At 60.3% G+C, this 26,250-nt stretch carries 26 protein-coding genes and 1 pseudogene; 19 read left to right on the forward strand and 8 right to left on the reverse strand.

Going from position 1 to position 26,250, the window contains the following annotated elements; all coding sequences use genetic code 11:
* Positions 1-146 precede the first annotated feature (146 nt).
* On the reverse strand, positions 147-794 hold the full coding sequence (locus tag B5E41_RS22580) for a S24 family peptidase (RefSeq protein WP_064800991.1): 648 nt from the start codon (positions 792-794) through the stop codon (positions 147-149).
* A gap of 83 nt (positions 795-877) precedes the next feature.
* Here B5E41_RS22580 and B5E41_RS22585 point away from each other — a divergent pair, with 83 nt between their 5' ends.
* The 10 genes from B5E41_RS22585 to B5E41_RS22630 all read left to right on the forward strand — a co-directional run bounded on the left by B5E41_RS22585 (position 878) and on the right by B5E41_RS22630 (position 7,133).
* Positions 878-1,111: a hypothetical protein gene (locus B5E41_RS22585; RefSeq protein ID WP_088396152.1), complete on the forward strand. Its 234-nt coding sequence runs from the start codon at positions 878-880 to the stop codon at positions 1,109-1,111.
* A 226-nt stretch (positions 1,112-1,337) separates the two neighbouring features.
* Complete coding sequence (locus B5E41_RS22590) at positions 1,338-1,604, forward strand: hypothetical protein (protein ID WP_088396119.1); 267 nt, start codon at positions 1,338-1,340, stop codon at positions 1,602-1,604.
* 25 nt (positions 1,605-1,629) lie between these two features.
* Positions 1,630-1,998 (forward strand): hypothetical protein, encoded by a 369-nt coding sequence (locus B5E41_RS22595; RefSeq protein ID WP_088396120.1) that lies wholly within the window; start codon positions 1,630-1,632, stop codon positions 1,996-1,998.
* The gene (locus tag B5E41_RS22600) at positions 1,964-2,362 is read left to right on the forward strand and encodes a hypothetical protein (RefSeq protein ID WP_088396121.1); all 399 of its coding nucleotides are present in this window, start codon (positions 1,964-1,966) and stop codon (positions 2,360-2,362) included. Before B5E41_RS22595 ends, B5E41_RS22600 begins: the two co-directional genes overlap by 35 nt.
* Positions 2,359-2,652, forward strand: coding sequence for a GcrA family cell cycle regulator (locus B5E41_RS22605; protein ID WP_088396122.1), 294 nt, complete (start codon positions 2,359-2,361; stop codon positions 2,650-2,652). Before B5E41_RS22600 ends, B5E41_RS22605 begins: the two co-directional genes overlap by 4 nt.
* Positions 2,649-2,846, forward strand: coding sequence for a response regulator transcription factor (locus B5E41_RS22610; RefSeq protein ID WP_088396123.1), 198 nt, complete (start codon positions 2,649-2,651; stop codon positions 2,844-2,846). Before B5E41_RS22605 ends, B5E41_RS22610 begins: the two co-directional genes overlap by 4 nt.
* 12 nt (positions 2,847-2,858) lie before the next feature.
* A complete protein-coding gene (locus B5E41_RS22615) occupies positions 2,859-3,449 on the forward strand; it encodes a hypothetical protein (protein WP_088396124.1) in 591 nt (196 codons plus the stop codon).
* Between the two features lie 578 nt (positions 3,450-4,027).
* A complete protein-coding gene (locus B5E41_RS22620; RefSeq protein WP_088396153.1) occupies positions 4,028-5,161 on the forward strand; it encodes a hypothetical protein in 1,134 nt (377 codons plus the stop codon).
* A gap of 334 nt (positions 5,162-5,495) precedes the next feature.
* Positions 5,496-5,903, forward strand: a complete 408-nt coding sequence (locus B5E41_RS22625; protein WP_088396125.1) for a GFA family protein — start codon at positions 5,496-5,498, stop codon at positions 5,901-5,903.
* 333 nt (positions 5,904-6,236) lie between these two features.
* Complete coding sequence (locus B5E41_RS22630) at positions 6,237-7,133, forward strand: glycosyltransferase family 25 protein (RefSeq protein WP_088396155.1); 897 nt, start codon at positions 6,237-6,239, stop codon at positions 7,131-7,133.
* Here the strand turns inward: B5E41_RS22630 and B5E41_RS22635 are convergent.
* On the reverse strand, positions 7,030-8,427 hold the full coding sequence (locus B5E41_RS22635) for a sensor histidine kinase (RefSeq protein WP_176439463.1): 1,398 nt from the start codon (positions 8,425-8,427) through the stop codon (positions 7,030-7,032). The genes B5E41_RS22630 and B5E41_RS22635 overlap by 104 nt on opposite strands.
* 58 nt (positions 8,428-8,485) lie before the next feature.
* Positions 8,486-9,169 carry a winged helix-turn-helix domain-containing protein gene (locus tag B5E41_RS22640; RefSeq protein ID WP_088396126.1) on the reverse strand — a complete coding sequence of 228 codons (684 nt, stop codon included), beginning with the start codon at positions 9,167-9,169 and terminating at the stop codon, positions 8,486-8,488.
* A 276-nt stretch (positions 9,170-9,445) separates the two neighbouring features.
* Between B5E41_RS22640 and B5E41_RS22645 the strand changes: the two genes are divergently transcribed.
* A complete protein-coding gene (locus tag B5E41_RS22645; protein ID WP_088396127.1) occupies positions 9,446-9,910 on the forward strand; it encodes an SMI1/KNR4 family protein in 465 nt (154 codons plus the stop codon).
* A 325-nt stretch (positions 9,911-10,235) separates the two neighbouring features.
* Here B5E41_RS22645 and B5E41_RS22650 read toward each other — a convergent pair whose 3' ends face one another.
* A complete protein-coding gene (locus B5E41_RS22650) occupies positions 10,236-10,580 on the reverse strand; it encodes an ArsR/SmtB family transcription factor (protein WP_064801000.1) in 345 nt (114 codons plus the stop codon).
* A gap of 108 nt (positions 10,581-10,688) precedes the next feature.
* On the opposite strand from B5E41_RS22650, the gene B5E41_RS22655 reads away from it, so the two are divergent.
* Entirely contained in the window at positions 10,689-11,435 is a 747-nt protein-coding gene (locus B5E41_RS22655; RefSeq protein WP_085858562.1) for a glucose 1-dehydrogenase, read from the forward strand.
* Positions 11,436-11,681: 246 nt separating this feature from the next.
* On the opposite strand, the gene B5E41_RS22660 is transcribed toward B5E41_RS22655, so the two are convergent.
* The 3 genes from B5E41_RS22660 to B5E41_RS22670 all read right to left on the reverse strand — a co-directional run bounded on the left by B5E41_RS22660 (position 11,682) and on the right by B5E41_RS22670 (position 14,336).
* Entirely contained in the window at positions 11,682-13,388 is a 1,707-nt protein-coding gene (locus B5E41_RS22660) for an adenylate/guanylate cyclase domain-containing protein (RefSeq protein WP_088396128.1), read from the reverse strand.
* A 174-nt stretch (positions 13,389-13,562) separates the two neighbouring features.
* Entirely contained in the window at positions 13,563-13,913 is a 351-nt protein-coding gene (locus B5E41_RS22665) for a DUF2200 domain-containing protein (RefSeq protein ID WP_088396129.1), read from the reverse strand.
* Between the two features lie 231 nt (positions 13,914-14,144).
* Entirely contained in the window at positions 14,145-14,336 is a 192-nt protein-coding gene (locus B5E41_RS22670; RefSeq protein ID WP_064830019.1) for a DUF6494 family protein, read from the reverse strand.
* 363 nt (positions 14,337-14,699) lie between these two features.
* Between B5E41_RS22670 and B5E41_RS22675 the strand changes: the two genes are divergently transcribed.
* The 7 genes and pseudogenes from B5E41_RS22675 (at position 14,700) to B5E41_RS22705 (ending at position 23,742) form a co-directional block, all read left to right on the forward strand.
* The gene (locus tag B5E41_RS22675) at positions 14,700-15,326 is read left to right on the forward strand and encodes a class I SAM-dependent methyltransferase (RefSeq protein WP_088396130.1); all 627 of its coding nucleotides are present in this window, start codon (positions 14,700-14,702) and stop codon (positions 15,324-15,326) included.
* A gap of 331 nt (positions 15,327-15,657) precedes the next feature.
* Positions 15,658-16,362, forward strand: coding sequence for a carbonic anhydrase (locus B5E41_RS22680; protein WP_088396131.1), 705 nt, complete (start codon positions 15,658-15,660; stop codon positions 16,360-16,362).
* A gap of 4 nt (positions 16,363-16,366) precedes the next feature.
* Positions 16,367-17,896: a SulP family inorganic anion transporter gene (locus B5E41_RS22685; protein WP_088396132.1), complete on the forward strand. Its 1,530-nt coding sequence runs from the start codon at positions 16,367-16,369 to the stop codon at positions 17,894-17,896.
* Between the two features lie 179 nt (positions 17,897-18,075).
* Positions 18,076-20,037, forward strand: a complete 1,962-nt coding sequence (locus B5E41_RS22690; RefSeq protein ID WP_088396133.1) for an elongation factor G — start codon at positions 18,076-18,078, stop codon at positions 20,035-20,037.
* Positions 20,038-21,015: 978 nt separating this feature from the next.
* Positions 21,016-21,143: pseudogene (locus B5E41_RS32360) on the forward strand (CopG family transcriptional regulator); the annotation flags it as partial.
* Between the two features lie 882 nt (positions 21,144-22,025).
* Positions 22,026-22,385: a hypothetical protein gene (locus tag B5E41_RS22700; RefSeq protein WP_245303133.1), complete on the forward strand. Its 360-nt coding sequence runs from the start codon at positions 22,026-22,028 to the stop codon at positions 22,383-22,385.
* 706 nt (positions 22,386-23,091) lie between these two features.
* On the forward strand, positions 23,092-23,742 hold the full coding sequence (locus B5E41_RS22705) for a hypothetical protein (protein ID WP_088396135.1): 651 nt from the start codon (positions 23,092-23,094) through the stop codon (positions 23,740-23,742).
* 216 nt (positions 23,743-23,958) lie between these two features.
* Here the strand turns inward: B5E41_RS22705 and B5E41_RS22710 are convergent.
* On the reverse strand, positions 23,959-26,250 hold a 2,292-nt coding region (locus tag B5E41_RS22710; RefSeq protein ID WP_141098799.1), incomplete at its 5' end, for a Calx-beta domain-containing protein.

Here is a 26,250-nt window from a genome sequence, read left to right on the forward strand (position 1 = left end):
AGGCTCACGATATAGAACCAAATTCTGCCGGTGCGTGAGGAAGGACGGATCATCTTGATTCGCTTTCGCAAGAGGTTGGCGTTCTGCTGGAATGGTAAGTTCTATGTCCTGGAATCAATTTGCGTTTTCGAGAAGATCCGGGACTTTCACATCTCGATCACCGACCGGCGGACGCGGCCGACGATGGTGACGGCGCCCTGGAATTCCGGCGGCGGCACGTCCTCGTAGGAGGCCGGCTGGAAAGGCGGGTTGTCGTTCGGGCGGTAGCGCTTGTAGGTCGCAGCCCCGGTCTCGTCGGCGACGACATAGAGCGCGTTCGGCGCCAGGCGCTTGTCGCGGCGGTTGACGAAAATGATCGAGCCCGGTGGCGAGATCTTGTTCATCGAATTGCCCTCGACCTCGAGCGCGATCCAGTCGCCGTCGGGCAGGTCGAGGGCGGCGACGGTCGGGAATTCCGAGAAGTCGGTGATCGGCGCCTGCTCGGTCAGCTGCCCGGCGCTGACCCAGGAGATCTTCGGCACGTCGGCGACGGAGACCGGCCGCTCCTCCGGATCGAGTGCATCGCCGGTTCCGAACTGCAGCCAGTTGAGATTGACCCGGAACGCCTTGGCATATTTCTTCGCGTCGGCGATGCCGAAGCCGTTCCGGCCCGACTCGTGCGCCTTGTAGACATTGGCGTTCCAGCCGAAACGATCGACGATCGCCTTCGGCCCGGCAAAGCCCGCGTTCTTCCTGGCCATGACCAGACGCTTTGCGCGTTCTTCGCGCTCAAATTGTTCCTGATCTTTCAACATGATATAATTTATACCCTAAAAAAAGGTACATGTAATGCCCTAAATCGCTTGACGTGCGAGGTATTTTTAGTACCCTTATGGCCATGACACAAGCACATATCATCAACAACCGGCCGGGTCTTTCGGGCTTTGGCGATCACCGCAGCGCCCGCTATACCGGCTGCCTGAACTGCGGCAGGGCGCTGTCGATCGCCGAGGTGATCGAGCGCCATTGCGAAAATTGCGGCCGGCAGACCAACCCGGAAGAGATGCGGCAGACGACGATCCTGCCCTCTTCCTTGCCGATCACCGGATCCGACAGCCTCACTCCTCCCTGACGGCTATCGGTCGCCGGCGTCGTCGCCCTCCCTCGGTGACGCCGGCATCTCCAGGACGCGATTCGTCGCGGCCATAGGGCAATAGCCCTGAGACGACGACCGGAGCCCTTGCTCCCGCAACAGAGCCGGCTCCGGTCGTCAGCAGCGAATTCGAAAAATGAAGGACGGCCAAGGCCCGCTTTGCCGGGGGGCATCCGGCCGTGTCCGAGCGAAAGAGGATTACGCGATGAGCATCGCCCCAGCCTGTCAGGGCACACACACGGATGCCCTCGATCTCTTCCGCTCAGGCCGCGACTATATCGAAATCTCAGCCATTCTCGGCCTGCCGGTGCCGGCCGTGGAAACGGAGATCCACCGGCTGCGCAGCGCCGAGAAGGGCGACACCGCCCAGGAGGATTACGTCGCCGGCAAGGTCCGGCGGTTTGCCGGCCGCCCCGCCCGGCCGGGCGCCCCGGTCGGTTTCGCCGGCGGCCGGCGCCGGCTGCAGGTTTGAGTGGGCGAGCGGGAAAGGGATGCGCATGGAAAAGGCAACGATGGACAAGGACATCATGGAGATCCTCAGCCCGGTGCTGGGGCATGAACTGGCGGCGGCGATCATCGAGCATCGCAGCCGCACACTGAAGAAACCGCTGACGGCCTATGCGGCGAGGATCCAGCTCAAGGAGTATCTCAAGACCGGCAATCCGGTCGAGGCCGCCGAGATGCAGATCCTGCGCGGCTGGCGGGCGATCAAATCCGATTGGTATTTCAATGAGAAGGCGAGGGAAGCGGGATCGAGTGATGCAAGCACGGGCAGAAGGACATTGGTCGATGCCGCAAGAGATTTCCTCTCCGGTGACGATCATAGCGGGGATGCTTTCGGGCTTTCCGGCCTCCGCCGGCATTGATCCCGACATGCAGATCCGCGCCTATCTCGTCGCCATCGACGGCATTCCGGCCGAGGCGGTCTGGCGCGCCGCCAAGCTGTTCCTGTCAGGCAAGGTCAGGGACCACAACCGCGCCTTCGCCCCGAGTGCCGCGAGCTTTGCCGAAACGGCCCGCCAGCAGCAGGCGGTGATCTCAAGGGAAAGCCGCCCGCCGACCGAAGTGCGGCCCGAACCGCCGCAGCCGAAGGTCGCGGCCTACAAGATGCAGCTGCTGAGTCAGGCGGCGAATGGCAGCCTCAACGCCAGGCGGCAGCTCGCCCGCATGTTCCCCGACAACCCGGTCATCGCAAGGGCCGCACGAGACGCACAGGAGACAGTCGGATGAGAGACCTGTTCTGGACCGAAGACAAGATCGCCGAGGCGCAGAAATTCTGGCAGGCGGGTTTCTCGGCACGCGAGATCGCCGAGCTGTTCGGCTCGAAGAAGAACACCGTCATTAACATGGCGCACCGCAACCGCGACAGGTTTCCCTCGCGCCAGCAGGCGCACAAGCCGCCGCCCGGCGCTGCCGCCCCCGCGCCGATCCGCCATCCCGACCGGGTGACGCGGGTAACGCTGTCGGGCGCCCATGTGACGATGCCGCGCGTGCCGACCATCGACGGGCCGGCGTCATGAGTGCCGTCACCCCGCGCGAGCGCGAAATCATCGGCTGGATGGCGCAAGGCAAGACCGCCGCCGAGATCGGCACCATCCTCGGCATCTCGCCGATCACCGTCAACACCCACATATCCAACGCCAAGGCGAAACTCGGCGTGTTCAAGGAGACCGCACTGGTCGCCGCCGCACTTCGAAACGGCATCATTCGATAGGAAGGACATTAGATGGGCGGCAAGGCCACCAAGGTGAAGACACAGCGGGTAAACAAAGGCGCCGGCCGGCCGCGCAAGGCCAATGTCGAGCGTTTCCCCTGCGGCAAGATCAAGCCCTTCGAGACCGAGAAGGACAATGTCAGCGTCGCGGTGGCCGCCCGCCGCCGCATCCACGGCTTCATCAGGACGGTCGATGACGAGACGGTCAGGAGCCCCTATGCCGGCTACACCCTCGGCCGCATGTTTCTCGACGGGCTGATCACCGACGAGCAGCGCCAGGCCGGCGACGACTATGCCGAGGTCATGGCCCGCTACCACAAGACGACGGGCATCCCGGCCCCGACCCCGAGGGCCCAGTCGCTCTTTGCCGTCAAGGGCCACGAAGGCGAGGTGACCGAAAGCCTCGCCGACCGCGCCCGCAAGGCCAGCAACCGGATGATGGAACTGCAGGCCGTTCTCCTGCGCTGCGAAGACGGACCGCAGGTGCGCAGCACCGTCTATAACGTCGCGGTGATGGATTACGAACACCTGCGCCAGATGCCGCCACAGCAATTGCTGTGGCTGCGGCGGGGGCTGATCGCGCTGAGGAGGGCGAAGGGATGACGCAGGTGCGGGTGCGGCTCCTGCCATACTCTCCGCTGGCCTCCCGAAATCGGGATGTTGGCGGCTGGGGGAGATCAGGCATGGGCTCCTTCCGCAACGCGCTGATGTGGCAGCAGAGCCCACCTCACCCTCCGTCATCCCAGGGCTTGACCCTGGGATCCACGCCGACCTCCAACTCCGGGCACGGATCCCAAACTCAAGGCCTGGGATGACGGAGGCCGGTACGGGTGTTTTTCGCCGGACATGGCAGAGGCGAAGCCGAATGGAACTTCACCGGTCTGCGCTAACGGCAGGCAAATGGGAAGGTGCCGGTCCGCCATCCAAAATTGGTGGTTCCACGAACGAGAGACTGCAGCTAAAAATTGCAACAGATGAGGCACCCCGGGGACAGTATGCGCTACGTTTTGGTGATGATCGGGGCAGTCTGTCTCGTTTATGCCGTCTGGCGTCCCGCGATGGTGCGGTCGACCGCCATTCGGCTTGAGCCTGCTGGTTATCAGTTGATCTACAGCTACGCTGACATGTCGCTGCTCCTGTTAATCCCACTGGTTGTGTGCGCCTTCCCGCCGAGGAGTATCATGTACAGATTGATTGTTTTCGCAGTGATCACGATCGCGGCCGGTTCCGCCTATGCGAGCGGGGTTCCGTTTTTCGCCAGTCCTGATGTGCCCGACTATACCGCAAAGATGATCGTGCGTGACGCCTATGATGCCAAAGGGGACCGCCAGCGGGTCGTCCAGCATCACAACGGCTGGACACGTGTTGAAGAGCAAGGAAACGAAGAAACCAACCTTTCTTACGGACATTTCTTCAAGAACGTGGTTCTGAGGGCAACCAGGAGGAATGGTGAAATCTCGTCATTTGAGGTCAGGCAGGTCGAACCATCTCAGGATTATTACGGCATCACGGAAGTCAGGGAAACGGATGATGTCGAGACCGTCGGCGGTGAGCAGTGTCGCTGGCGGCAGATCGTCCGGCGCATGGACAGGGGCGAGACCAGTCCCATTTGGATGACTTGCCTGACCGAGGACGGAATAGAGATCGCGACGAAAGTCCTTTTCTCCAGCGGGAAGGTCATGTCCGAGACGCGGTTGACGGATCTGCGGCGCGGGCCTGTGCCGGAAGCGGTGGTACGACCGCCTATGCAGCTTCTCGAAGCCGGTACCTGGCTCGCGCCCTTGCCACGTTACGACGATTACACCCCAAATCCTGCAGACTTCGAGGCGGAGCTGGTTAGCCATAGATCCAAGGAGAGGCTGTTGCGTCATTATCCCTGGTGGCTCCGACAGCGCGACCGTGGAGATGGATCGATCCTGATCATCGTCTGGAACGAGCTTGAAGACCAGGGGCTTCGATATTCCGCATCCAAGGGGGAGCGCATGTTCGAAGCCGTCCGCTCCTCCTCGCTTCCCTCGCCGGAGTTCAGGAGATTCGACGAGGCTTATGGGATGGTCGACTTGAGAGAGCAGGATCGGCTGCTCGGCGAGGACTGCGCATGGTATGACCGGACGCCAAATTCGGCTGATGGGGGTCTAAGGCAATGCCTGACTTCGGACGGCATACCGCTGATAGACGACCACTGGTCTGGCTGGGGAGACAGCGAAAGATTCAAAATAGTGAAGCTGTCGCGCCGGCCGGTGGGTATGGATGAAATGCAGCCACCCCGTGATTACCTCCAGCCTGCTGCCTGGGGCTTCAGCCCTCCATACTAGAGCTTTTCCCAGGCTCAAGGCCTGGGATGACGGAGATCGGGGCGGGTGTTCTCCCGGACGTGCCCCCGGGCTGTCGCTCCCATCGCGATGCCAATCGAAGTGGGCAAGGGATGTGGGCGCTTCCAAACATATGGACGCGTCCTGGCTTTGACCTGAGTGGGCCGCACAGAGTATCGAAGTGCATGGCTGTGTTGTAAGCACCTCCGCACGGCCCATAATACTTACGATCAGCGAAGTCCGTTGTTCCCGAGCCGGCTGAATATTTTGGATCGGAGAGCGTCAGAACGATTTGAACGACGGCACATTGCCGTAAGATCAACATGGAATGAGCCAAATGCCTGTCTTTCATGCCAAGTGCAGCTGCGGCGCCCTGTGCCTGGAGGTCGATGGCGATCCAGTGCACAACCACGTCTGCACGTGCACACGCTGCCAGCGCGCATCCGGCAGCGCTCTTGCCCATAATTTGTGGTTCCGCGAGGACGACGTCCGGATCGTTTCCGGCGATTATTCCGTATGGTTTCCGCAGGGCGAAACCACGCCGGATGTGATGAAAGCCTTTTGCCGGATCTGCGGTGGAGGCGGATTTTCCAAATCCGGAACATACTTCCCCGGCACCGTCGTCATCGCCGCCGGCACCTTCGCCGATCCCTCCTTTCCTGCGCCCGATCATGTTCACTGGTGGGACGATCGCCCGCATTGGATCGACCTCGCCGACACGATCGAGCGTCATGCCGGAAATTAGTGGTTCGGGAACCGGGAAAGGGACCTCGATCGCAACAGCTGCGGGCTAATGCGAGGTTCTGACGCCGGCGCGGCACGCAATGGGTCGCCGTCGTCATCGAAGGCTTGATTGATGTCGTCATAATCGCGGGAAGGGAAGGACCCATTGCATGTCGCAGGCGAGCTGTAGCGCGGCATTCTTACGGGGGCTTTGCCGGCAGCATACCGATCCGTAAGGATGCTTGCTTCGGCTGCCGATCGCCGCAGCTTACGAAAATGTATAGTCCGGGCGAGGTCCCCGTGAGGTTTGAAGCGCAGGCTTGGCGCCGTCATTGCCAAGTCGAGGCCAGCTCTCATGAACATGCGCGCCGCACCCGCCGCCCTTATGCCGGCCCTTCATCCGGTCAGCCTGCAGGTGAATACCTACCTCATCAATCTCGACCGCGCGCCGTTGCGCCGGTTCCGAATGGAACGCCTTCTGGCGGGCTTCGGCCTTGCCTATGAGCGCGTGGCGGCGGTCGACGGTGCGGCCATAAGCCTGCCGCATCCGGGTTTCGACAAGAAATCCTATCTCAGCCTGCACGGCCGCCGGCCGAACCCTTTCGAGATCGGCTGCTATCTCAGCCATGTCGAATGCGCCCGGCGCTTCCTCGCCAGCAATGCCGAATTCGCCCTCATCCTCGAGGACGATCTCGACTTCGACGATGATCTTCCCGAGCTGATCGAGGCAGCACTTCGCCACTGCGCGCACTGGGACATTCTGCGGCTGTCGACGGTCAATTCAGGGCGAAAACACCGGGTCGAGCCGCTGACCGGCTCGCGCTCGCTCGCCATTGCGCTGACCCGCGAGAAGGGATCCGGCGCCTATCTGGTCAACCGCCAGGCGGCAGGCTGGATTGCCGGGGCGCTGCTGCCCATGCGTCTGCCCTATGATCTCGCCTTCGACCTGGAGTTCGACGAGGGGCTGCGCGCCTGCTTCGTCGATCCGCAGCCGGTGAGCCAAAGGGCCGATCCCTGCTCGCAGATCCAGGCGGGGCTTTCGGCCTACCGGCTCGGCCACCGCCGTCCGTGGAGCGTGCTGCCCTTTCGCACTGCTGCCGAAATCCGCCGTTTTGTCGCCCGCTTCATCAGGCTCGCGGCATGGCGGCTCAGGATTTCTCCGGCATCAATGGGAAGGCGATCGAAACGCGAAGGCCGGGATGATTGTCTGCCAGCGCAATCTCGGCCGAATGCAGTTCGGCGATCGCCTTGACGAGGCTGAGGCCGAGGCCGCTGCCCGGCGTCGTGCGGCTCTTGTCGATGCGGTAGAGGCGCCGGAAGACCTTGTCCCTTTCCTCGGCGGGGATGCCGGGGCCGGTATCGGCGACCGAGAGAATGGCGCGGTCCTCCTGGCGGCGGAGCGAGAGGGTGATGCGGGTTCCGGCCGCGCAGTGGTTGATCGCGTTCTCCACCAGATTGGCGATCATCTGCGTCAGGAGATCGCGGTCGCCCCAGATGACGGCGGGAGCGCGCCCGGCGATCCGGAACGACTGCCCGGCATCTTCGGCGACATCGACATAGACCTCGGAAATGACGCTCAGCACGGCATCGATATCGGTCGCCTGGAAGCGCTCCTTGCGGGCGCCCGCCTCGATCTGGGAAATGCGCAGCAGCGCCTCGAAGGTGGCGTTGATACGGTCGCTTTCGTTTCTCGCTTCATCAAGCAGAGCCGAAACATCCGCCTGCTGCTCGTTTCCGGCCACGGCGGCATCCAGCGTCAGGCGCAGTCTGTTGAGCGGTGTTTTCAGATCGTGGGCGATATCGGCGCTCACCTGCCGCATGCTCTCGACCAGCCTTTGCAGCCGCTCCAGCGCCGCGTTGATCTGGATCGCCACCGTATCGAGATCGTCGCCGTTGCCGGTGATCGGAATGCGGGCGTCGAGCGCGCCGTGAGAGACGTCATTCATGGTGTTGGCGACCCGGTCCAGCCGCGCCTGAGCGCGAACGGCGAGAAAGACGCCGCCGCCAATCGCCGTCGCCACGACGATTGCGGCCGCCCATTCGAAGCTCACCAGCACGATCCGCAGCATCTCGTCGGCATCGTTGAAGTTCTCGGCCACGACAAGGCTGTAGGGGCCGACCGTCGATACCTGCATGCGATAGCGTTCATGCCCCTTCAGCCCGACATCGCCCGAGGTGACGGTATAGACGCCGTTCGGGATGCGCGGTGCCGCGAAATTGCCGGCCAGCTTGCGCCCGCTGGCATCCGTCAGCGAATAGAGCCCGTCGGAGGTCGACTGGAAACTCGCATAATTGTTCAGCGTGTTGATCAGGTCCGCGGTGTCGCCGGGCTCGTAGGTCGAGACGATGAGCGAATTCATTTCGTTGAGCGACTGGTCGACATCGCGGCCGAGGCCGAGGCTGAGAATGTGATAGATGATCGCGCCGCTGAAGATGAAAGCGACCACGAAGAGCACGCCGAAGGTGACGGCCAGGCGGAACGGCGTGCTCCTGCGCAGGCTAGAGCATGATGCCGAAAAGTGTGCGCGGTTTTCGGACGACATCATGCTCTTACTCTTCAAATTGCGAACAGGATTTGAGATTTTCAGGCCGATGGGCCTGAAATCATCCTGTTCGAGGCGCATGCAGGCTGTATCCGGTGTTGCGGATCGTGTGCAGAAGCTGGGCCTGGAACGGTTTGTCGACCTTGGCCCTGAGGCGGCTGATATGGGTCTCCACGACGCTGGTCTTCGGATCGAAGTGGAAATCCCAGACCCGCTCCAGCAGCATCGTCTTGGTGATGACACGGCCTTCGCCGCGCATCAGCACCTCGAGCAGGGTGAATTCGCGCGGCTGCAGCTCGATCACCTGGCCGGCGCGCCGCGCCTCCCGCCGGATCAGATCGAGCTCGAGATCGGCGACCTTCAAGACCGTGCGCTGCTCCTGCACCGGCGGGCGGCGGCCGAGCGCATTGACGCGCGCCAGAAGCTCGGAGAAGGCGAAGGGTTTGGTGAGATAATCGTCGCCGCCGGCCTCCAGCCCCTCGACCCGATCGTCGACGCCGCCGATCGAGGTCAGGAACAGCGCCGGCGTGCTGACCTTGGCAGCCCTGAGTGAACGCACGATCGCCAGACCATCGAGGCCCGGCAGCATGCGATCGACGACGATGACGTCATAAGCCTCGCGCTGCGCCTGAAACAACCCGTCGCGGCCGTCGCCGATGACGTCACAGACATGCCCGGCCTCGGAGAGGCCCTTGGCGATATAACCGGACGTCTTGGTATCGTCTTCGATCAGCAGGATTCGCATCGGCCGCTCCCGGCATGCCTGGTGCGGCAAGATCTAGCCGAGACGACGGCTTGGCGGCAACTTACGGATTGGTAAGGGGGAGGGCGAGCACCGGCGCCGGCGCGAGCCTTGTGCTGCCGTGCCTCGTCCAAAGTCGTTGTGGTGCCGGCACGTCAGAGCCGGTCGCCACAAGCTAAAGCCGCTCGACGACCTCAAGCCCGCGAGTTCCAACGGCTCTTGACGGCAACAGGACAGAAGGCGTCAAAGTATCGGCAAAATCGAGGAACCTGACCCATTATGATCGACAAAATCTCGCAACTGATCGATGTTGACCAACGCAAGGAGCTTTCCTCTCTGGAGCCAGTCTCGAAAGAGGAGCTGTCGAGCATCGCGGCTCTCTATCCCGCCATTTCTCAGCAGTATCTGGAGTTCATCTGCGTCATCGGCGTCGGCTCAACGACGAGAGGGTTCTACATCTACAAGCCCGAGCCCGCATCCTTGGTTGAACAACACCCCTCGTTTCAGCTTTATCAATCTCCCAGCTACAGCGAGGTATATGGAGGGCGCCAAAAAGGCGATTCCATTCCTGCCGATGCGGTTGCAATTGCGGACTGCGGAGCTTCCTGGCGCTATTGCCTCTCGCCATCGCGAGGAGAAGGCGTCTTTTGTCTGGATATGGCCGGCCCACAGTTCGAGCCGGAAACCGATGATTTCTTTTCTTTCGTGCTGGCCAGCGTAATTTTGGATAAGGCGCGACAATAACGTGGTTGGGCGGATAGGCCGACCGCGATCTGCAGTTATAAGTTTCTGCCAAAACCTAATAACGCGTCGGCAGCCTCGATCAGCCGCGTGCATGGATCCGGAATGAGGTTAGAGCGATGTTCTGCCAAATTCGCGGACGGCGGGTCAAACTCCGGATGATGATGAAAGGCCGGCAGCGAAACCAGAAAGCTAAATCGCATTCAAGTTCCTCCAGATGTTGCCGTGTTTGCCAGACAGCGAGCTCACTCGCGTCCTCGGGACCCGAGGACTCAGGCGAGCCACCAACGGCAGCGGCTATTGAGAGCATTCTTGCTGTAGGGGCGGATCAACCCGTCTTCATTTGCTCGGGAAGCTGTCCGTAAGCCGTCAGAATCGCCCTGACCAGCCCGGGAAAGCGCTCGTCGAGCTCGGCGCAGCGGGTCTGGTTGCGCATCTCGACGCCTTGGCGCTCGCTGCGGATCAGCCCGGATTCGCGCAGCACCTTGAAATGGTTCGACAGCGACGATTTCGGAATGACGCGGTCGCCGAGATCGGCGAGCGCCGAACAGGTGCCGCCGCAGGCGGTGCCGGCGAGCTTGGCGAAGATCGCAACGCGCTCGGGATCGGAGAGCGCATAGAGGATCGCATCGGGCTTGATATCCTCCAGGGCAGGGTGAAAGAGCGGTCGCATGAATTTTATATAATGCCCCTTGAAACCGAGATCAACAGTTCCGAATTTCTGAACTACGGAACAAGGCCGTCAATTCCGGCGGGCCGTCCGGATCAGAAGGAACGAGACATGGCTAAGCTCACAGGGAAGGTCGCAGTGGTAACGGGAGCCTCCAAAGGCATCGGCGCCGCGATTGCCAAGGCGATGGCGGCCGAAGGTGCTGAAGTGGTGGTCAATTACGCCTCGAGCAAGGCCGGAGCCGACGCCGTGGTCGAGGCGATCGGCGCGGCCGGCGGCAAAGCCATCGCGGTGCAGGGCGACGTTTCCAAGGCCGAACAGGCGCAGGGCGTGGTCGATGCCGCGGTCAAGGAATTCGGCAAGCTCGACGTGCTGGTCAACAACTCCGGCGTCTATGAATTCGCCCCGATCGGCGAGGTGACCGAGGAACACTATCGCCGCATGTTCGACGTCAATGTTCTCGGCGTTCTCCTGACCACCCAGGCGGCGGCCAAGCATCTCGGCGAAGGCGGCAGCGTCATCAACATCTCCTCGGTGGTGACCAGCCTGGGGCTGCCGGCTTCCGCCGTCTACACCGGCACCAAGGGCGCCGTCGAGGGCATCAACAGCGTACTTGCCAAGGAGCTCGGTCCGCGCAAGATCCGCGTCAACGCCATTCTGCCGGGCATGGTCGAGACCGAAGGCACGCACACGGCCGGCGTCATCGGCTCGGATCTGCAGCAGACCATGGTCGCCCAGACGCCGCTCGGCCGCATCGGCCAGCCGGACGATATCGCCGACATCGCCGTCTTCCTCGCTTCCGACGATGCCCGCTGGCTGACCGGCGAACGACTGGTCGCGAGCGGCGGTTTCCGTTGAGACGGGGGTGAAAAGCGCGCGCTTCTTGAGCGCGCGCATACTCGGATACCGGTTCACCCACCCTCCGTCGTCCTCGGGCTGCCCCGAGGACCCACGCCGGCATCATCGGCTGTGGTCATGGAATCCGGGCTCAACGAGGCCGGAGGTGCGTTTCCGCCCAACTCGCCGGCGTGCGCACCGCCTCAAATCGCTACGATGATCGGCTTTGGCGCAATCATCGCCGGCGATGGTTGTTCCCGTCTGCTGTCACGTCTCCGGCAGGCCGGCCTTTCGGAAGCCGTCGACAAAGTGGTCTCGTACAGTTGCATCGCGCAGCGGCTGGGAGCTGAGCCAATGACTGATCGTGAAATGAGGGTGGGCGATCAGGAACAATTCGGCTTCTCGCCGCGCCTCGTCATGGTGGCCCAACTGCGCAAGCGCAGCAGCCAGGAATTTGCGTGAGTTGGTGCGATAGGTTTCTTTCCTGCGCAGTGTAGCGGTTGCCGCCTCATAGTCGCCCGCGGCGTATTGCGCCTGCCCAAGGTGACAAAGGTACCAGCAGGCTGGATAGGGATTGAGCCGCAGGGCTTTTTCGATCTGTGCCAGTCCGTCGGCAACCCTGCCGTCCAGCACGGACATATCAGACATGGCAGCCCAGGTGTCGGCGTGGTTGGGGTCCAGCTCCAGGGCCTTGGCGAAGGCGGCCTCCGACTCCTCCCATCGCCGCTCATAAGCCAGAATGGTACCCAGGACGTAACGGCAGCCGGCATCGTTGGGATCCAGGTCGACCGCCTTCTGCGCTGATGTCACCGCCATCCGACGGTTGGGATCTTCGGGCTCGCCGAAATGAGTCCAGGCAAGCCAACGGTTATAGGCGAGCAGACCGAGCGCCTCGGCATAGGATGGATCGAGCTTGACCGCGCGCTGGAGCAGCATATAGGCCTCACGCTCGGTTTGCGGCGACTCTTCCGTCAGCAGGCGGGCGCGCACACACAGATCGTAGGCCTCAAAGTTCTTCGGCCGATTGCGCGGCGTCGGGACGGTCAGCCGGCCGACGAGAGCTTCAACAATCTTGGCGTTGACCTCATCCTGCAACTCGAAAACATCTTCCACCGTCCGGTCAAACCGTTCGGCCCACAAGTGTTGGCCGCCAAGCGCATCGACCAACTGGGCATTGATGCGGACGCGGCCCATTGCGCGTCTGGCGCTCCCCTCGAGGACGTAGCGGACGCCGAGTTCCTGGGCGACGAGCCGTACGTCGACCGGCTTGCCCTTGTAGCCGTACACGGAATTGCGAGCGATGACGAACAGGCCAGCCGTGCGGGAAAGGTCGGTGATCAGGTCTTCAGTCAAGCCATCGACGAAAGGCTCGTCCGCTTCATTCCCACTCATATTCGTGAACGGCAATACAGCGATCGAGGGATTTTCCGGCAGCGGCAATATGCTCTGCAGCGCATCCGGCCAATGCCAAACGTGGACTGGGCGGGTCAGGTTCTTCAGGTAGCGTTCGCCTGCATCGAGGAACTGGTCGGCGATCTTGCCGACGATCTCGCCGTGAACGCTGGCTGAAATGCAGATACCTCCCGGCGCGGCCTGCGTCTGGAGGCGCGCCGCGACATTGACGCCGTCGCCGAGGATGTCTGAACCATCGTCAATGACATCTCCCAGATTGACGCCTATACGCAAAAGCAGGCGCCGGTCTCCGGAAGCCTCGATAGCAGTGGCGGTCCGTTGCATTTCCAACGCTGCAGCTACCGCGTCCACCGCGCTAGCGAATTCGATCAAGAATCCGTCGCCCACGACCTTGAAGATGCGACCGTTGTGGCGCATCACAGCCGGCTCGATAGTGCGAGAACGGAGTTCCCTGAGGTTCTCAAGCGTTGCGGCTTCATCAGCCTCCATCAGGCGTGAATATCCCACCACATCGGCAACGACGATGGCGGCAAGGCGACGCTGAAGAAATCGATCCGTCATGTGAGGACAAGCCCAATGACCGAGTTTATAAGTTATTGCCCAAATACGGGTCGGTCAACAAATCGTAAGAGGTGATGTCCAGGCGATCTCCACCTCCATCGAGCCGTCATCCTCTTTGTGGCGACGCTGAGCCTTCATTTCTGGCTAATCAGATGCGGCCAGTCTCCTCCCCGGCTATTTTCGCAGGATTTTCTCCATCGCCCTGCCCTTGGCGAGTTCGTCGATCAGTTTGTCCAGGTAGCGGATTTCCCGCATGGTCATTTCCTGGATTTCTTCCACACGGACGCCGCAGATCACGCCTGTGATCTGCGATCGGGAGGGGTTCATCTGAGGTGCCTGCGCAAAGAAATCCTCGAAGTTGGTGTTCCCCACCAACTGATCGTCGAGGGTCTCTCGGCTATACCCTGTCAGCCAGCAGATGATTTCGTCGACTTCGGCCTTCGTGCGTCCCTTCTTCTCCGCCTTGGCGACATAGTGGGGATAGACGCTCGCGATGCTGACCGAATAGATGCGATGCTTCGTCATGCGTCCTCTGAGCCGATGGCCGACAATGAGCAACCCTCCTGCGGCGGGGCGCAGGCAAGCTTGGCTCATGGACGCAAACTCTACAGCGCCGCCGGCCATTACCGCAATTGGCGCAATCCAGCCGAAGCCACTGGTCTGCTGTCGGCCCAGAGCGGCCATGCTTCGATTACGCGCGGACGTGGACAATGAACCTGGGGCAGCCGGACGGTTCGTACGATCGCTTCGCCCGGCCTACGGAAGTTCGATCTCGCCGTCCACCACGTGGTTGAGGCCGGTGCCTTCCGCCGTTAGCGTCATGCGGACCTTCAACGTCTTGCCGCCGACCTGCCCCTTGCGCACCGTCTCCTCGATCTTGCGCTGCGACGTGACGCCGACTTCCTTCAGGAACTTGCGGATCGACATGTTGAAGGCGTCTTCGCTCATGGCGGAACTCCTCTATGTGCGGAAGGGATTGTAATGGAAGGTAAATCGTCAAGGAAGCAGCAATGACGCCCTATGCCCCAGAATCTGACGCGAAAAATTTCGGCCACTAGCTCCGCGTTAGGGGCCGCTTCGGGTCGAGACGCGACATTTGCGATATCTGTGGCAAGGTGGCAGCGACAGATGACCGCTCCCGGCCCATTGCCGCCTGGCAGCATTTGCAGTCGGTCGGTGGTGTCTCTGACCTCATTTCTGCTAAAGCTGGGGAGTAGATCGCTCGCGATGTCACCAACTGCCGAAGTGTGAAGGGCGCAAGGGGCTGATGGGCCTCTCGCTCATTGGGCCTCTTGAAGGAGGAGCGCTGGGATGAGCACCGACCGGGAGACTGTGCGGTCCTATGATGCGGTCGCGGCGGAGTACGCTGCCGAGGCCGCGGTGATGCCCGAATGGGTCGCGACCGAGATCGATGCGTTCGTGACCGGGCTCCACGGCTCGGGCAGAGTGCTGGAGATCGGAAGCGGTGGCGGGCGAGATGCACTGGAGCTTGAGAAGCGGGGAATGAGCGTCCGGCGCACCGACATTTCAAAGGGTTTCGTCGAACTGCTGCGCGAAAGTGGCTTCGAGGCCGACCTGTTGGACCCGCTGACCGATGACCTGGCCGATCCGCAGCGTCCCGGCATGCCGTACGACGGGATCTGGGCCTGTGCCTGCCTGATTCATGTCGCGCGCGAGGATTTCGGCACGGTGCTTGGACGGCTTGCCGAGGCGACCCGGTCCGGTGGTCGACTGCACGCCTCGGTGAGGGAGGGCGACGGTGAGGATGTGTCCACACACGGCAGTGCTGCAGCACCTCGGCGCTATGCCGAGACCTATTGGCGCGAGCCTGCCCTGCGGTCGGCACTCACAGACGCCGGCTGGATCGTCAACGACGTAAGTCGGTACGTCGCAAGGCCCCATGATCGGTGGTTGAGCGTTCGGGCGAGCCGGGCCTGAGGCAAACAGAACTTCCCGGAAATGGCCGGTGGTGGCGCGACTATGAACTCGAGGTGATCACCGCAATGTCGGCTTCCCGGTGAAGGCAAGATCGCCCGTGGGCGACATGCGGATGCATTGCTGACATTGGGTTCCAGCCGAAAGAAAAGCCAGCCCTCCTCGGATCTCGGCACCCTCTTCACGTGTTGTTGATCGCAGCCTGGCAGCGGCTGGTTGCACCGCACACTCTTTGCTGTTCTTTTCGCACCTGCGAACGAATCGCTTCTGTAACCCGCCGGACGAGAGACATTCCTCCCCAATCCGACGTCCGGCCAGAAAGAGGATCCGAACAATGGGTGATCTCCTGAAAGGTATCTCCAGTTTTCGCGGCGCGGTTTTTCCCAACCAGTCGGCGCTTTATCGCAAGCTGGCGAGGGAAGGCCAGCAACCACAGGCTCTGATGATATCCTGCGCCGACAGCCGGGTGATGCCCGAAACCATCACGCAGGCCGGTCCCGGCGATCTCTTCGTCTGCCGCAATGCCGGCAATATCGTTCCGCCTTTCTCGACGCTGAATGGCGGGGTCTCTTCCGCCATCGAATATGCGATCCTGGCGCTTGGCGTCAGCGACATCGTCGTCTGCGGCCATTCGGATTGCGGCGCAATGAAGGGCCTGTGCCATCCGGAGCTGCTCGAGCCGATGCCCAATGTCGCAGCCTGGCTGCGCCACAGCCACGCCGCCTATTCGATCGTCTGCCGGGCCTATCCGGACGAGCTTTCCGAGAGTGACCGCGTGCGCGCGGTGGCGATGGAAAACGTCGTCGTTCAGCTCGATCACCTGAAGACGCATCCTTCGGTGGCCGCGAAACTCGCCACCAGCGAGATCACTCTGCATGGCTGGTTCTTCGACATCGAGACCGGCGAAGTCCAGGTCTATGACGGGGCGAAAGCGACCTTCACGGTGCCGCAGGAGGGAGAGCCGCTGCCGGTGGCGGTGACCGGCCGCGATCGGCCGCATGTCATGCCGCAAATCGCAGCAATGCTTGCCGCGGAGTAGCGCCATGACAGCAGTGAGCTCCACCTTTTCGCGCGACCTCGCCTCGTCGCTGGTCGTCTTTCTCGTCGCCATACCGCTTTGCCTCGGGATCGCCATCGCCTCCGGCGTGCCGGCGTCGATGGGCCTGATCTCCGGCATCATCGGCGGCATCGTCGTCGGCTTCCTGTCGGGCTCGCCCCTGCAGGTCTCCGGACCTGCGGCCGGACTTGCCGTCATCGTCTTCGGCTTCGTCGAGGAATACGGCGTCGCCATGCTCGCCCCCGTCCTGATCGCCGTCGGTTTCCTGCAGATCGCCGGCGGGTTCCTGCGGGTCGGCTCCTGGTTCCGGGCGATCTCGCCGGCCGTCGTTCACGGCATGCTCGCCGGTATCGGCATTCTGATCATATTGGGGCAGATTCATGTGCTGATGGATGCCAAGCCCGCTGCCGGCGGGATGGAGAACGTCGCGGCGATGGAAGACAGTCTCGCCCGTCTTTGGGGAACTGGCCTGACGAGCCAGGCAACCGCCTTGAAGGTCGGCCTCATATCCCTGCTTGCCATGGTGTGCTGGGAGAAGTGCCGCCCGAAATCGCTAGCGCTGGTTCCGGGAGCGCTGGTCGGTGTCGCGGCGGCGACGGTTCTTGCCGCCGCGCTGCAATTGCCGATCGCCCGCGTCGAGGTGCCCACCTCGCTCGTCGACAGCATCACACTGCCGACCGCGGAAAATTTCGCCCGGTTGCTGGAGCCCGGCGTCATTCTCATGGCGGTGATGATTGCCGTCATCGCCAGTGCCGAAACCCTTCTCTCGGCCGCCGCCGTCGACCGGATGCATGACGGCGTGCGCACCCGATTCAACAAGGAGCTGTTTGCCCAGGGCGTCGGCAACGGGCTCTGCGGCCTGCTTGGCGGCTTGCCGATCACCGGCGTCATCGTCCGCTCCTCGGCCAACATTCAGGCCGGCGCACGCACGCGGGCCTCTGCCATCTTCCACGGGTTCTGGATATTGGGCCTGGTGGCGCTGGCGCCAAGCCTCTTGACCCTCGTTCCCTTGTCGGCCCTCGCCGCGGTTCTGCTCGTCACCGGATGGCGGTTGATCAGCCTGCGCCATGTCCGCCACCTGTTCGAGCATCATGGACTGGTCCCGGTCGGCATCTGGGCGGCGACCGTTGCCATGGTCGTCCTGCAGGACCTGCTGGTCGGCGTCGCACTCGGCCTGGCGCTGTCGATCATCGAGATCGTGCCCTACCTCAGGCGAAAACTGGCGATCAGGCACGCGGAGATCGACGAGGAAATCCATGTCCGGCTCGGCGGCGCAGCCACCTGCAAGGACGTGCCCATTCTGCTCAACACGCTCGAGCAGCTGCCCGAGGGCCGCAAGGTCAAGATTGTCGGCGAGGACCTCCATTACATGGATCACACCAGCGCCGAAACCATCAGCGAATGGCTGCGACGCGAGGCGAGGGCCGGTCGGGCCATTGAAATTCATCCGCCTCCGGCGGCACGCCACCCCCGCCTGAAACCGCTGTTCCAGCGTTTTGCGACCGAAGTCGCCTGATAAATCTGGGGAGGGCAAACGCCCTCCCTATCGGTCCGCCAGGCAGGGCGGCGAACGACATCGGCATCTACGTCTTTAGGTCAAAGCGTTGTGAAACCGAACACCTCTGGCGCCTTGCAGCAGTTCAGGGCATCCTATGATGGCTGAAAGTTGTGTCTATGGCAGTTGGAGGAATGCCGATGCGTTGCTTTACCGTTCTTGGACCCTCGCAGACTGGAAAATCAACAGTCGTCGAAAAGCTCGGCTCGTTGGAGGGAACGCCGAGAAAATCCAGCTCCCCTTATGGACTGAACCTCACAGAATTCACCTTTGGAAACGAGGCGTGGTGCGCGCTGGATGCGCCAGGACCGAACGAAGCGTTGGCGCATGTGCAGCACGCGCTTCTTGCCAGCGACGCCTGCATTCTGTGTGTTTCTCCTGTTCCCGAAGAGGCCGTGCTCGCTGCGCCCTATCTGCGGATAATCGAAGCCTCGGGGACGCCGTGCATCCTCTTCGTCAACCGGATGGACGAACCGAGAGGGCGGCTGAGGGACGTGATCGCCGCGCTTCAGGACTATGCCAACCACACGCTTCTGCTTCGCCAGATCCCGATCCGCGAAGGGGACAGGATCGTAGGCAGTTGCGATCTGATATCGGAACGGGCGTGGCGCTATCGGGAAGGCCAGACTTCGGCGCTGATCGCAATCCCCGAAAGTGCCGCCGAGCGCGAGCACGAAGCGCGCAGCGAGCTCCTGGAACACCTGTCCGAATTCGATGACTGGCTTCTCGAGGAACTGATCGAAGATCGAGAGCCGGCCAGCGACGCCCTCTATGCCATTTCATCGCGGGTTCTGAGCGAAAACAGGATTATTCCGGTCCTGATCGGTGCCGCAAGTCACGGCAACGGCATGATGAGGCTGATGAAGGCGCTGCGCCACGAGGCGCCGCCGGTCACGGTTCTTCGACAGCGTCTGGCTCGTGCGGGCAATGTCGAGGAAAACAAGCTGACCGCCGTCAGCTTCCATGCCTATCATCGTCAGAATATCGGCAAGACGGTGCTGGTGCGTGCGTTTGGTGAGGGACTGCGGCAAGGCGCATCGCTGGGCGGCTCCAGCCTCGGCGCCGTGCAGGATCCTGCAAACGGCCGGTCCAGCTCGGCGATTACACCGGCACCGGGGGATGTCTTCGCGACAGTCAAGTCCGACCACTTGCCCGTGCCGTCGCTGTTGACGTCAGCCGCGACGATCGCTCCGCCCGAATGGACCGAGCCACCGACGCCGATGCTTGAAAGGATCCTGGTCCCGGGCAGCGAACGCGATGAAAACAAGCTCTCCGAAACGCTGGCAAAACTTTCCGAGACGGATCGCGGTCTTGTCGTTTTGCAGGAGGAAGGCACGGGCGCCCAGCTCGTCCGCGCCCAGGGCCCGGTACATCTGCGCGATCTCTGCCGAACCCTGTCCGACGTCTTCCACATCGAGGTAACCGATCGAATGCCCAGCCCGATCTACCGCGAGACAATCGCGAAACCATCGGAGATTCATTACCGCCATCGCAAACAGACCGGCGGTGCTGGGCAATTCGCGGATGTGAAACTGAGCATTCGCCCCAACGAGCGCGGCCGGGGCTTCACCTTCAGCGAAACCGTCAAGGGTGGCGTCGTTCCCCGCAACTATATCCCTGCCGTAGAAGCAGGCGCGCGCGAGGCGATGGAGAAAGGGCCGCTCGGCTTCCAGGTCATCGATGTCGGCGTAACGCTGTTCGATGGTCAGCACCATGCCGTCGACAGTTCGGAACACGCTTTCAGGACTGCGTCGAAAATGGGAGTGCGACAGGCGCTTTCCGATGGGTCGGCCGTTTTAATGCAACCGGTCTTCCGCAGCGAAATTCACATTCCGTCGATCTATTCCGGCAGCCTCGTCCAGATCGTCTCCGCTCTCAAGGGTCAGGTTCTCGGCTTCGACCGGGATGAAACCGCCAAGGGATGGGACATCTTCCGGGCACTTATTCCGGGCGGCGCACTTGACGATCTGGCGCGGGCGCTGCGCTCGGCAACGCAGGGCATCGGTTATTTTTCCAAGACCTTCGATCACTTCGAGGAGCTATACGGCAAGGAGGCGGACGCCATCGTGAGGGCACACGGGGAACCAGGCGTCGCACACTGAAACCTTCGCGCCACGTCATGCTCGTTCGCAGAATGGGGCTCATCTCGTTGAGTTAACCGAGTTCCTCCTCACTTCGTGTGGAGCCTGGCCTTCGGCCTGTCCGTTGCTCCGGGCAGCTCGAGCAAGTCTCTTGCTACGGTTTGCTGACCGCCTCGACGACATCACGCAGCGCGAACGGTTTTTGGAGCCTGGCGACATCGGCCAATTCTTCCGGGATCACATTTCCGCAGCCCCTGTATGAGGCATGCCGCAGCTTCCCGTCATGCGTCCATGCCCGGTATCAAGTCCCTCCCCAAAAAGGCATCGTGAACTTCGTTGACATCGGTGCGTGATCCCAGCACTGGTAGATGAGGGCGAAAGCTGCAAGTCCTGTTTGAAAAATGGCCTGAATAGCTTTGGGGGATAGATGCCTTATCTGGATTTGCCCTGGGTCATTGGCCCGGTTCCAATTATACTGACAGTCTGGGCTGCATACGCTAGCGGCATCGCTGTTGCAAAGCAAAGGCCAACCAGCGCGAAGGCTTTTTTTGGTGCCCTATTACTTCCGAGCGGTTTTATTGCAATCGCATGTCAGTTATTCCTTTCACATCGGAACTTTACTGCTCTGTTAATTTGCGATCAAATTGCCGCAAGTGTATGCTTTTTTACTATCATGCACGCCAGTGGCTTCCGCAGAGTATCGGTTGCAAATCGCACACCCAAAGAAATGTCGTCGCAGGCCAGATCGTTCGTGATTTTGTTGTCTTCTTACATGTTTTTTAATCTAATTCTCTGGCGGTTTCCCGGCCCGAATAAATGCACTATTGCGAAATGCTTTGTTTATGAATGGGCTCTTGGCAGAATAGACCATATCTTCGCAAAGCTGTACCTAGCGACTTTGTTCGGAGTAATACTGCTTATGGGAATACTGTCTTATCTTTATTACGAATTCCCAAAATGTGCCGCGATCGCTTTTCGAAGTGAGGGAGGAGATGCAGCAAATTGGCGCTTACGCGCGAGGACACCATCTGGCTAATCGTCCAGGAGAGTGGATGGAGAAGAACACCTATCTGCCGGTGGATGAGCTGGACGAAGAGGTGGGAATGGTTGAGGGGCGTTATACTTGACAGACTCTGCGCACTCCCCCAACAAGTGCCTCGCTCCTTTGATTGAGTTTATCAGGCATAGTTCGGGGCAAAGGCTGGACGTAAATGATTTTTAAAAGTTTTGCCGGGGTTGATCTTTTCTTTCGCCTTCAAAACCACGTTTTCATCAAACGATACGAGAGCCATATAAGCGGTCCACCGCTCGATATGGTTATTTTGTCTATATCCATCTTGCTTCTTTGGGTGACCAGAGCAGGCTTACTGGATCATGTCAGCCCGTACCTAAGATACATTTTGGTTATTCTGCCAAAGTACCGCTATGAACTGCCATGGCTGGCGGAAAACCATCCAGAACAAATCGCCCTTTACACATGTCTTTCGTTTTTGCTGATCACATTCACGTTCGCGAAAACATTCTTGTTTTCGATTTATATCGTTTTGTCCAAATTGGGTCGAGAAATTACAGTTGAAGATCTAAAGAGCTTTGTGAAAACCTCCTTGATATACTTACTCACATTCGTTTCTTTTACTTTTCTCATTCCTTTGCCGGTCTACGGTGCAGGGGCTTCGACAACAGTTCTCGGAAACGCGTATTTTCTCACCTTTTTCAATATAGTTCTTCTAAAGATGTTGAGCGGTGGGATCTTGTCGACCGTTTTGCTCGCGAAGAGAATCAAAAGGCCGAATAGGAGGGATGAAGTGGAACCTACTAAGCCGTGAACCTATGAGTGCTTGATGACACGTTGGGTGGAAACCGTCATGCAATTCGGCTAGTCGTCGTCCATGCTTAGGTTTGTAGAACTACAGCTCGGCCAGGGTTGGGTTGCCGAACCAAATGCCCCCCAGCCTGAAGTTTCAGTTGCGGGCTCCAACGTCAACGTCTGTTTCCGCTCGCATAGGCCCGTGCCAGACGAAAAACCGTCGGGTATTCTCAGGGCTTTGAGCCTATTTCCGAAGGCCGGTCCGAAGTTTGATGAGACATGGGGGACTCTAAGCTTCATTTGCTGCAGCCGGTGGCGCTGGGACGATACCAACGATCATGAATGGTATAAGGTAGATGCCCATGGTCGCTACAGTGGCATAGCTCCGCGATGGGGCGAGTTCTATGAGTTGGTTGGCCACGACCCGATCCGCGATGCCGTGCCGTGGGAAACAATCCAGGAAGACACCGCTAACTCACGACATTTCCTCTATTATTTTCGCGACGAAACGCTTGAGTTCATGGCCGAGGAGTGGTCGTTCATCCCTCACCTGACGGTCTAATTTGCGTTCTTTTGGCGCTGAGACTTTCCTGTCGTGACGGGGCCTGTGTGATCCGTGAGACTTGCCCCGTTTCGGCGGGGCTTTTTGTCCGGCATCGTACCGGAACCGCACTACGCCCGATCACCCCGCCGTTGATTCAGGAAGCGATCGGCAAGCTGATCGATCTTGACGAGACCGCCCGAGCCCACCTCGTCGAGTGATGTTCAGTCGATCTCATCCTAGTATCGTATCAAGGTGAAGGGTTCAAACACCCGCGGCCTCATGGCGCCGTTTCTGTTTGAGGCGCCATCGAACCGGGACGCGTCCAACTCGCGGGTTCGACGGGACAGCCTCGATCCACAGTGGGTACGACGGCAGACATTTAAGTCGCTGCTAATGCTCCCCATATTATGCTGCGCCGATCGGGTTCTTCGTCCGGCGTAGCGGCGTGCTCCTGCGTTCATGGATGGTGCAGTTGAGCCGCCGCACTTCTTTCTCAGCGGAAGCCGAAGAAGCTCAGGATAGCGAGCACGATGACAACGGCGCCGACGAGCCAGATTAAGTTATTCACGTGGAATCTCCTTCAGTGGAAATGAGCGAGGTTGCAAGCACATAATGTTTAGCGGCGGCTCATGTTCCAATATCCACAATGCCTGGCACTGCCTCATCAATGCGACGTATAAATAGATCTTCAGACTTTATCCGTCTTTTGATTCCCAGGTCTCCCATGCGTGTTATAGCTGCAGCCGTTTTTTGTTTAATTCTGACCAAGACCGCAATCGTTTACGGCGCGGAAGATAGTCGCTCTTCTGATCTGGCGTTCAACGGGGAGGATAAATCCTGCTATGCCGTCAACCGTGCATACGAAAACATGCATAATAGCGGGCGCTACAGCTATACGATATCCGAGTTGCAAGAAGATGGTCATCTCAAGCTTGCCGAAGAGGGGCGAGTGATTGACAATGTCATCTATTCCAGAATGGAAAATGGCGTCTGGGATGAAGACAGGCGGCCTATTCGTACCCCACTTGATGCAGATTCGGGGGTGGCAGTCTTCACGTCTTGTAAAGAGCTCGGCGACTCACAAACCGAAGAAGGTCTTGCTTTTCACTACTCCGCACACTGGCACCGATCCAAATGGAGTGCGGCGATAGAAATCTGGATATCGAAGACCTCAGGGAAATTCATCAAGACGATTATGCACTACGATCAGGGTGCGAGAGAGCTGCTACTTCCAGTTGCTGTCCAGATTATGGATTATGACAGAGCCCATGCCGTGAAACCGACAGTTCCACCAAGGTGTTGGACCCTTGATCTGGAAACTCCGCCGGCCATCTGCATCGATCTCACCTCTCCGAGTCCAATTACGGCGCATTGACCAGACGTTTCCCAGTTTGCTCCCAAAGCCACGACTTCGTTCTCAACCCTGCCGCCCGGTGCACGTCACACGCGCGTTTCCAGAACCGACATTACCACGTGCGATCCCCAAAATCCCGCCGACTTCCTCGGATGGATACCCCTCAGGCGACTCTGGCAGCCTTGGTCACGTCCACCGAATGATCCGTGGCACCAATCCCCTCCTGAATGCTACGGCTCAAGTCGGTGTCAACAGGTTCCCGCCGGTCGGGGCATTGGGGTCTGCCCAGCGACGGATCGTGCCGGTGCCCAAATCAGCACCGTAAAGCCAGCCGTCCGGTCCCTTCTCGATGTCTACCAAATAGGGGACGTTCGTGTCGAAGACCTGTACGTTCGTGATCTGCCGGCTTGCGTTCATTGTTGCGGTGTAGACATTGCCATTGACAAGATCCGCAAACATCAGGGTGGCGTCGTTGTAGAAGTCCCCGACCGTGATCGCAGTGGCGTTGTCGGGCGCGCCGTGGCTTCTCGATAGCAGCGGAAAAACAGCAGCCTGATCGGAAGGACTGTTTCGGTTCCCATTGTTGTAGAAGCTGATCGCCTGAGGGAGATCCTGGTAGCCGCCCGTTCGGCCAGGACCTTCCAGATACGGCCAACCGAAATTGGATCCTGCAGGGCCGGTATTTATTTCCTCCCAGCTGTTCCAGCCGACATCTCCGAGCACAGGCAGGTTGGTGACCGGATCGAAGGTGAAGCGATAGGCGTTGCGCACGCCGGAATAGAACACCTTGGACTGATTGCTGTTCGGATCCGCGGGGTCATAGAAGGGGTTCCCCGGAACGCCCGCGCCGGTCATCGGATCTATCCTCAGGACTTTGCCGGACAGATTGTGATTGTCTTGAGCGCGAACCGTGCGAGGGTCCATGAAATTGTATGACGTGCCGTCTCCGTTGCTGAAGTACAGCATGCCGTCGGGCCCGAAATGGAGAGCTCCATTGGAATGGGAGTCACTGTCCGTCGCCAGATAGTCCCGAATATTCTGGTTCTGGATTCCGGCGCGATCTGGATCGTTGTCCTGCGTTCCCACCTCGATCAGGCTTGCAGGGGCGGTAATGGTGGTGCCGTTGACGATGCCGGACGGCGGTATGTTCACAGCGCCGGTACTGTCGAGATCCGGACGGCTGGTGAATGCCCAGGTGCTGTTGGTACCGGCCAGCACGACCATGCTGGCCGGATCGGCGATCATCGTGTTGGGGTTGACTGTAAGCCGAACGAGGCGAGAAGGACGGTTCCCTTTGGTATCCGGGCCCGCCAGGCCAGTTCCATTCGCGGTTTCCGGCGGATCGTAAGTGTAGAGCAGATAGACGTATGGATTTGCCGCGAAGTTGGGATGAATGGCCAGCCCCAGCATCCCCCGGTCTCCGGGCGTATAGTTGACCTGGCTGGACAAATCGACAAGCGGCGTCGATCTCAGCGTGCCATTGTCCACCACCCGCACAATGCCGTTCTGTTGCGCGACAACCATATAGCGGCCATCGGGGGTCCAATCCAAGGCCGTTGGCTCGGTCAAGCCGGTCACGACGGTCTGTCGGACCAGATTGCCGAGGTTGCTGTCGTCGTCCAGGATGTTGACGGTCGCGGTCGCTTGGCTTCCCAGGGCAGCACCTATCGGGTTGCTCAAGGTTACAGTGAAGCTTTCGTTGCTCTCGGCCGTCGTGTTGTTGAGCAGCGGAACAGAAATGGTCTGGATCGCTTGCCCTGCGGCAAAGGTGAGCACGCCCGTTGTCGTCGTATAATCGGAGCCCGCGATCGCGCTGCCATTGCTCGTTGCGTATGCAACGGTAGCCGTGGCATCGATGTTTCCACTGCGCTGAACCGTGATAGTGGCGGCGGCCGCCGCCTCCGACAAGCTGATGACCGGATTGCTCACGGAGATGGTTGGTGCGGAATCGTTGTCGACGATCGAGACCAGAACAGTTCGCGGCGCCGCCAAGGAGCCACCAGGCCCGGGATTCTGGATGCCGACGGAAAATGTCTCGGTCCCTTCGGCATCAGGGTCGTTGACGATTGGGATAGCAAACGTCTTGCTGCTCTCGCCGTCCTCGAAAACGACTTGCCCGGTATTCGCTCGGCCATTGAAGGTCGGCAGCGTATAGTCCGCTCCAGCCTGTGCCGCTCCGGCTCCGCCGATCTCGTTGGTCGTGTACTCCAGTGTCAGCTGTCCGCTCGTGCTGCCTGTGCGAACGACGGTGATCGTTGCAGCGCCGGCTGATTCACTGACGAAGATGGTGGCGTTGTCCCGCAAGGCAACGCTTGATCCAGCAGAAAACACGACATCGCGGAAGTAGTTTTCGTTCTGGTAGACGAGGGCGGGAAACGTGCCAATGGTTTCGTTGTAGACACCGGCGCCGACCGGGGCGGTCAATCCCCCATTGCTGATCGGGTTGGCGAAGCCGTTCGAAGTCAGCGAATAGTAGCTGTTGGCATTGACCGAGACGACATAGGTGGTGCCCGCACTGATGACCAGCGG

This window comes from Rhizobium esperanzae (genome assembly GCF_002204185.1).
In the GTDB taxonomy this organism is placed as follows: domain Bacteria; phylum Pseudomonadota; class Alphaproteobacteria; order Rhizobiales; family Rhizobiaceae; genus Rhizobium; species Rhizobium esperanzae.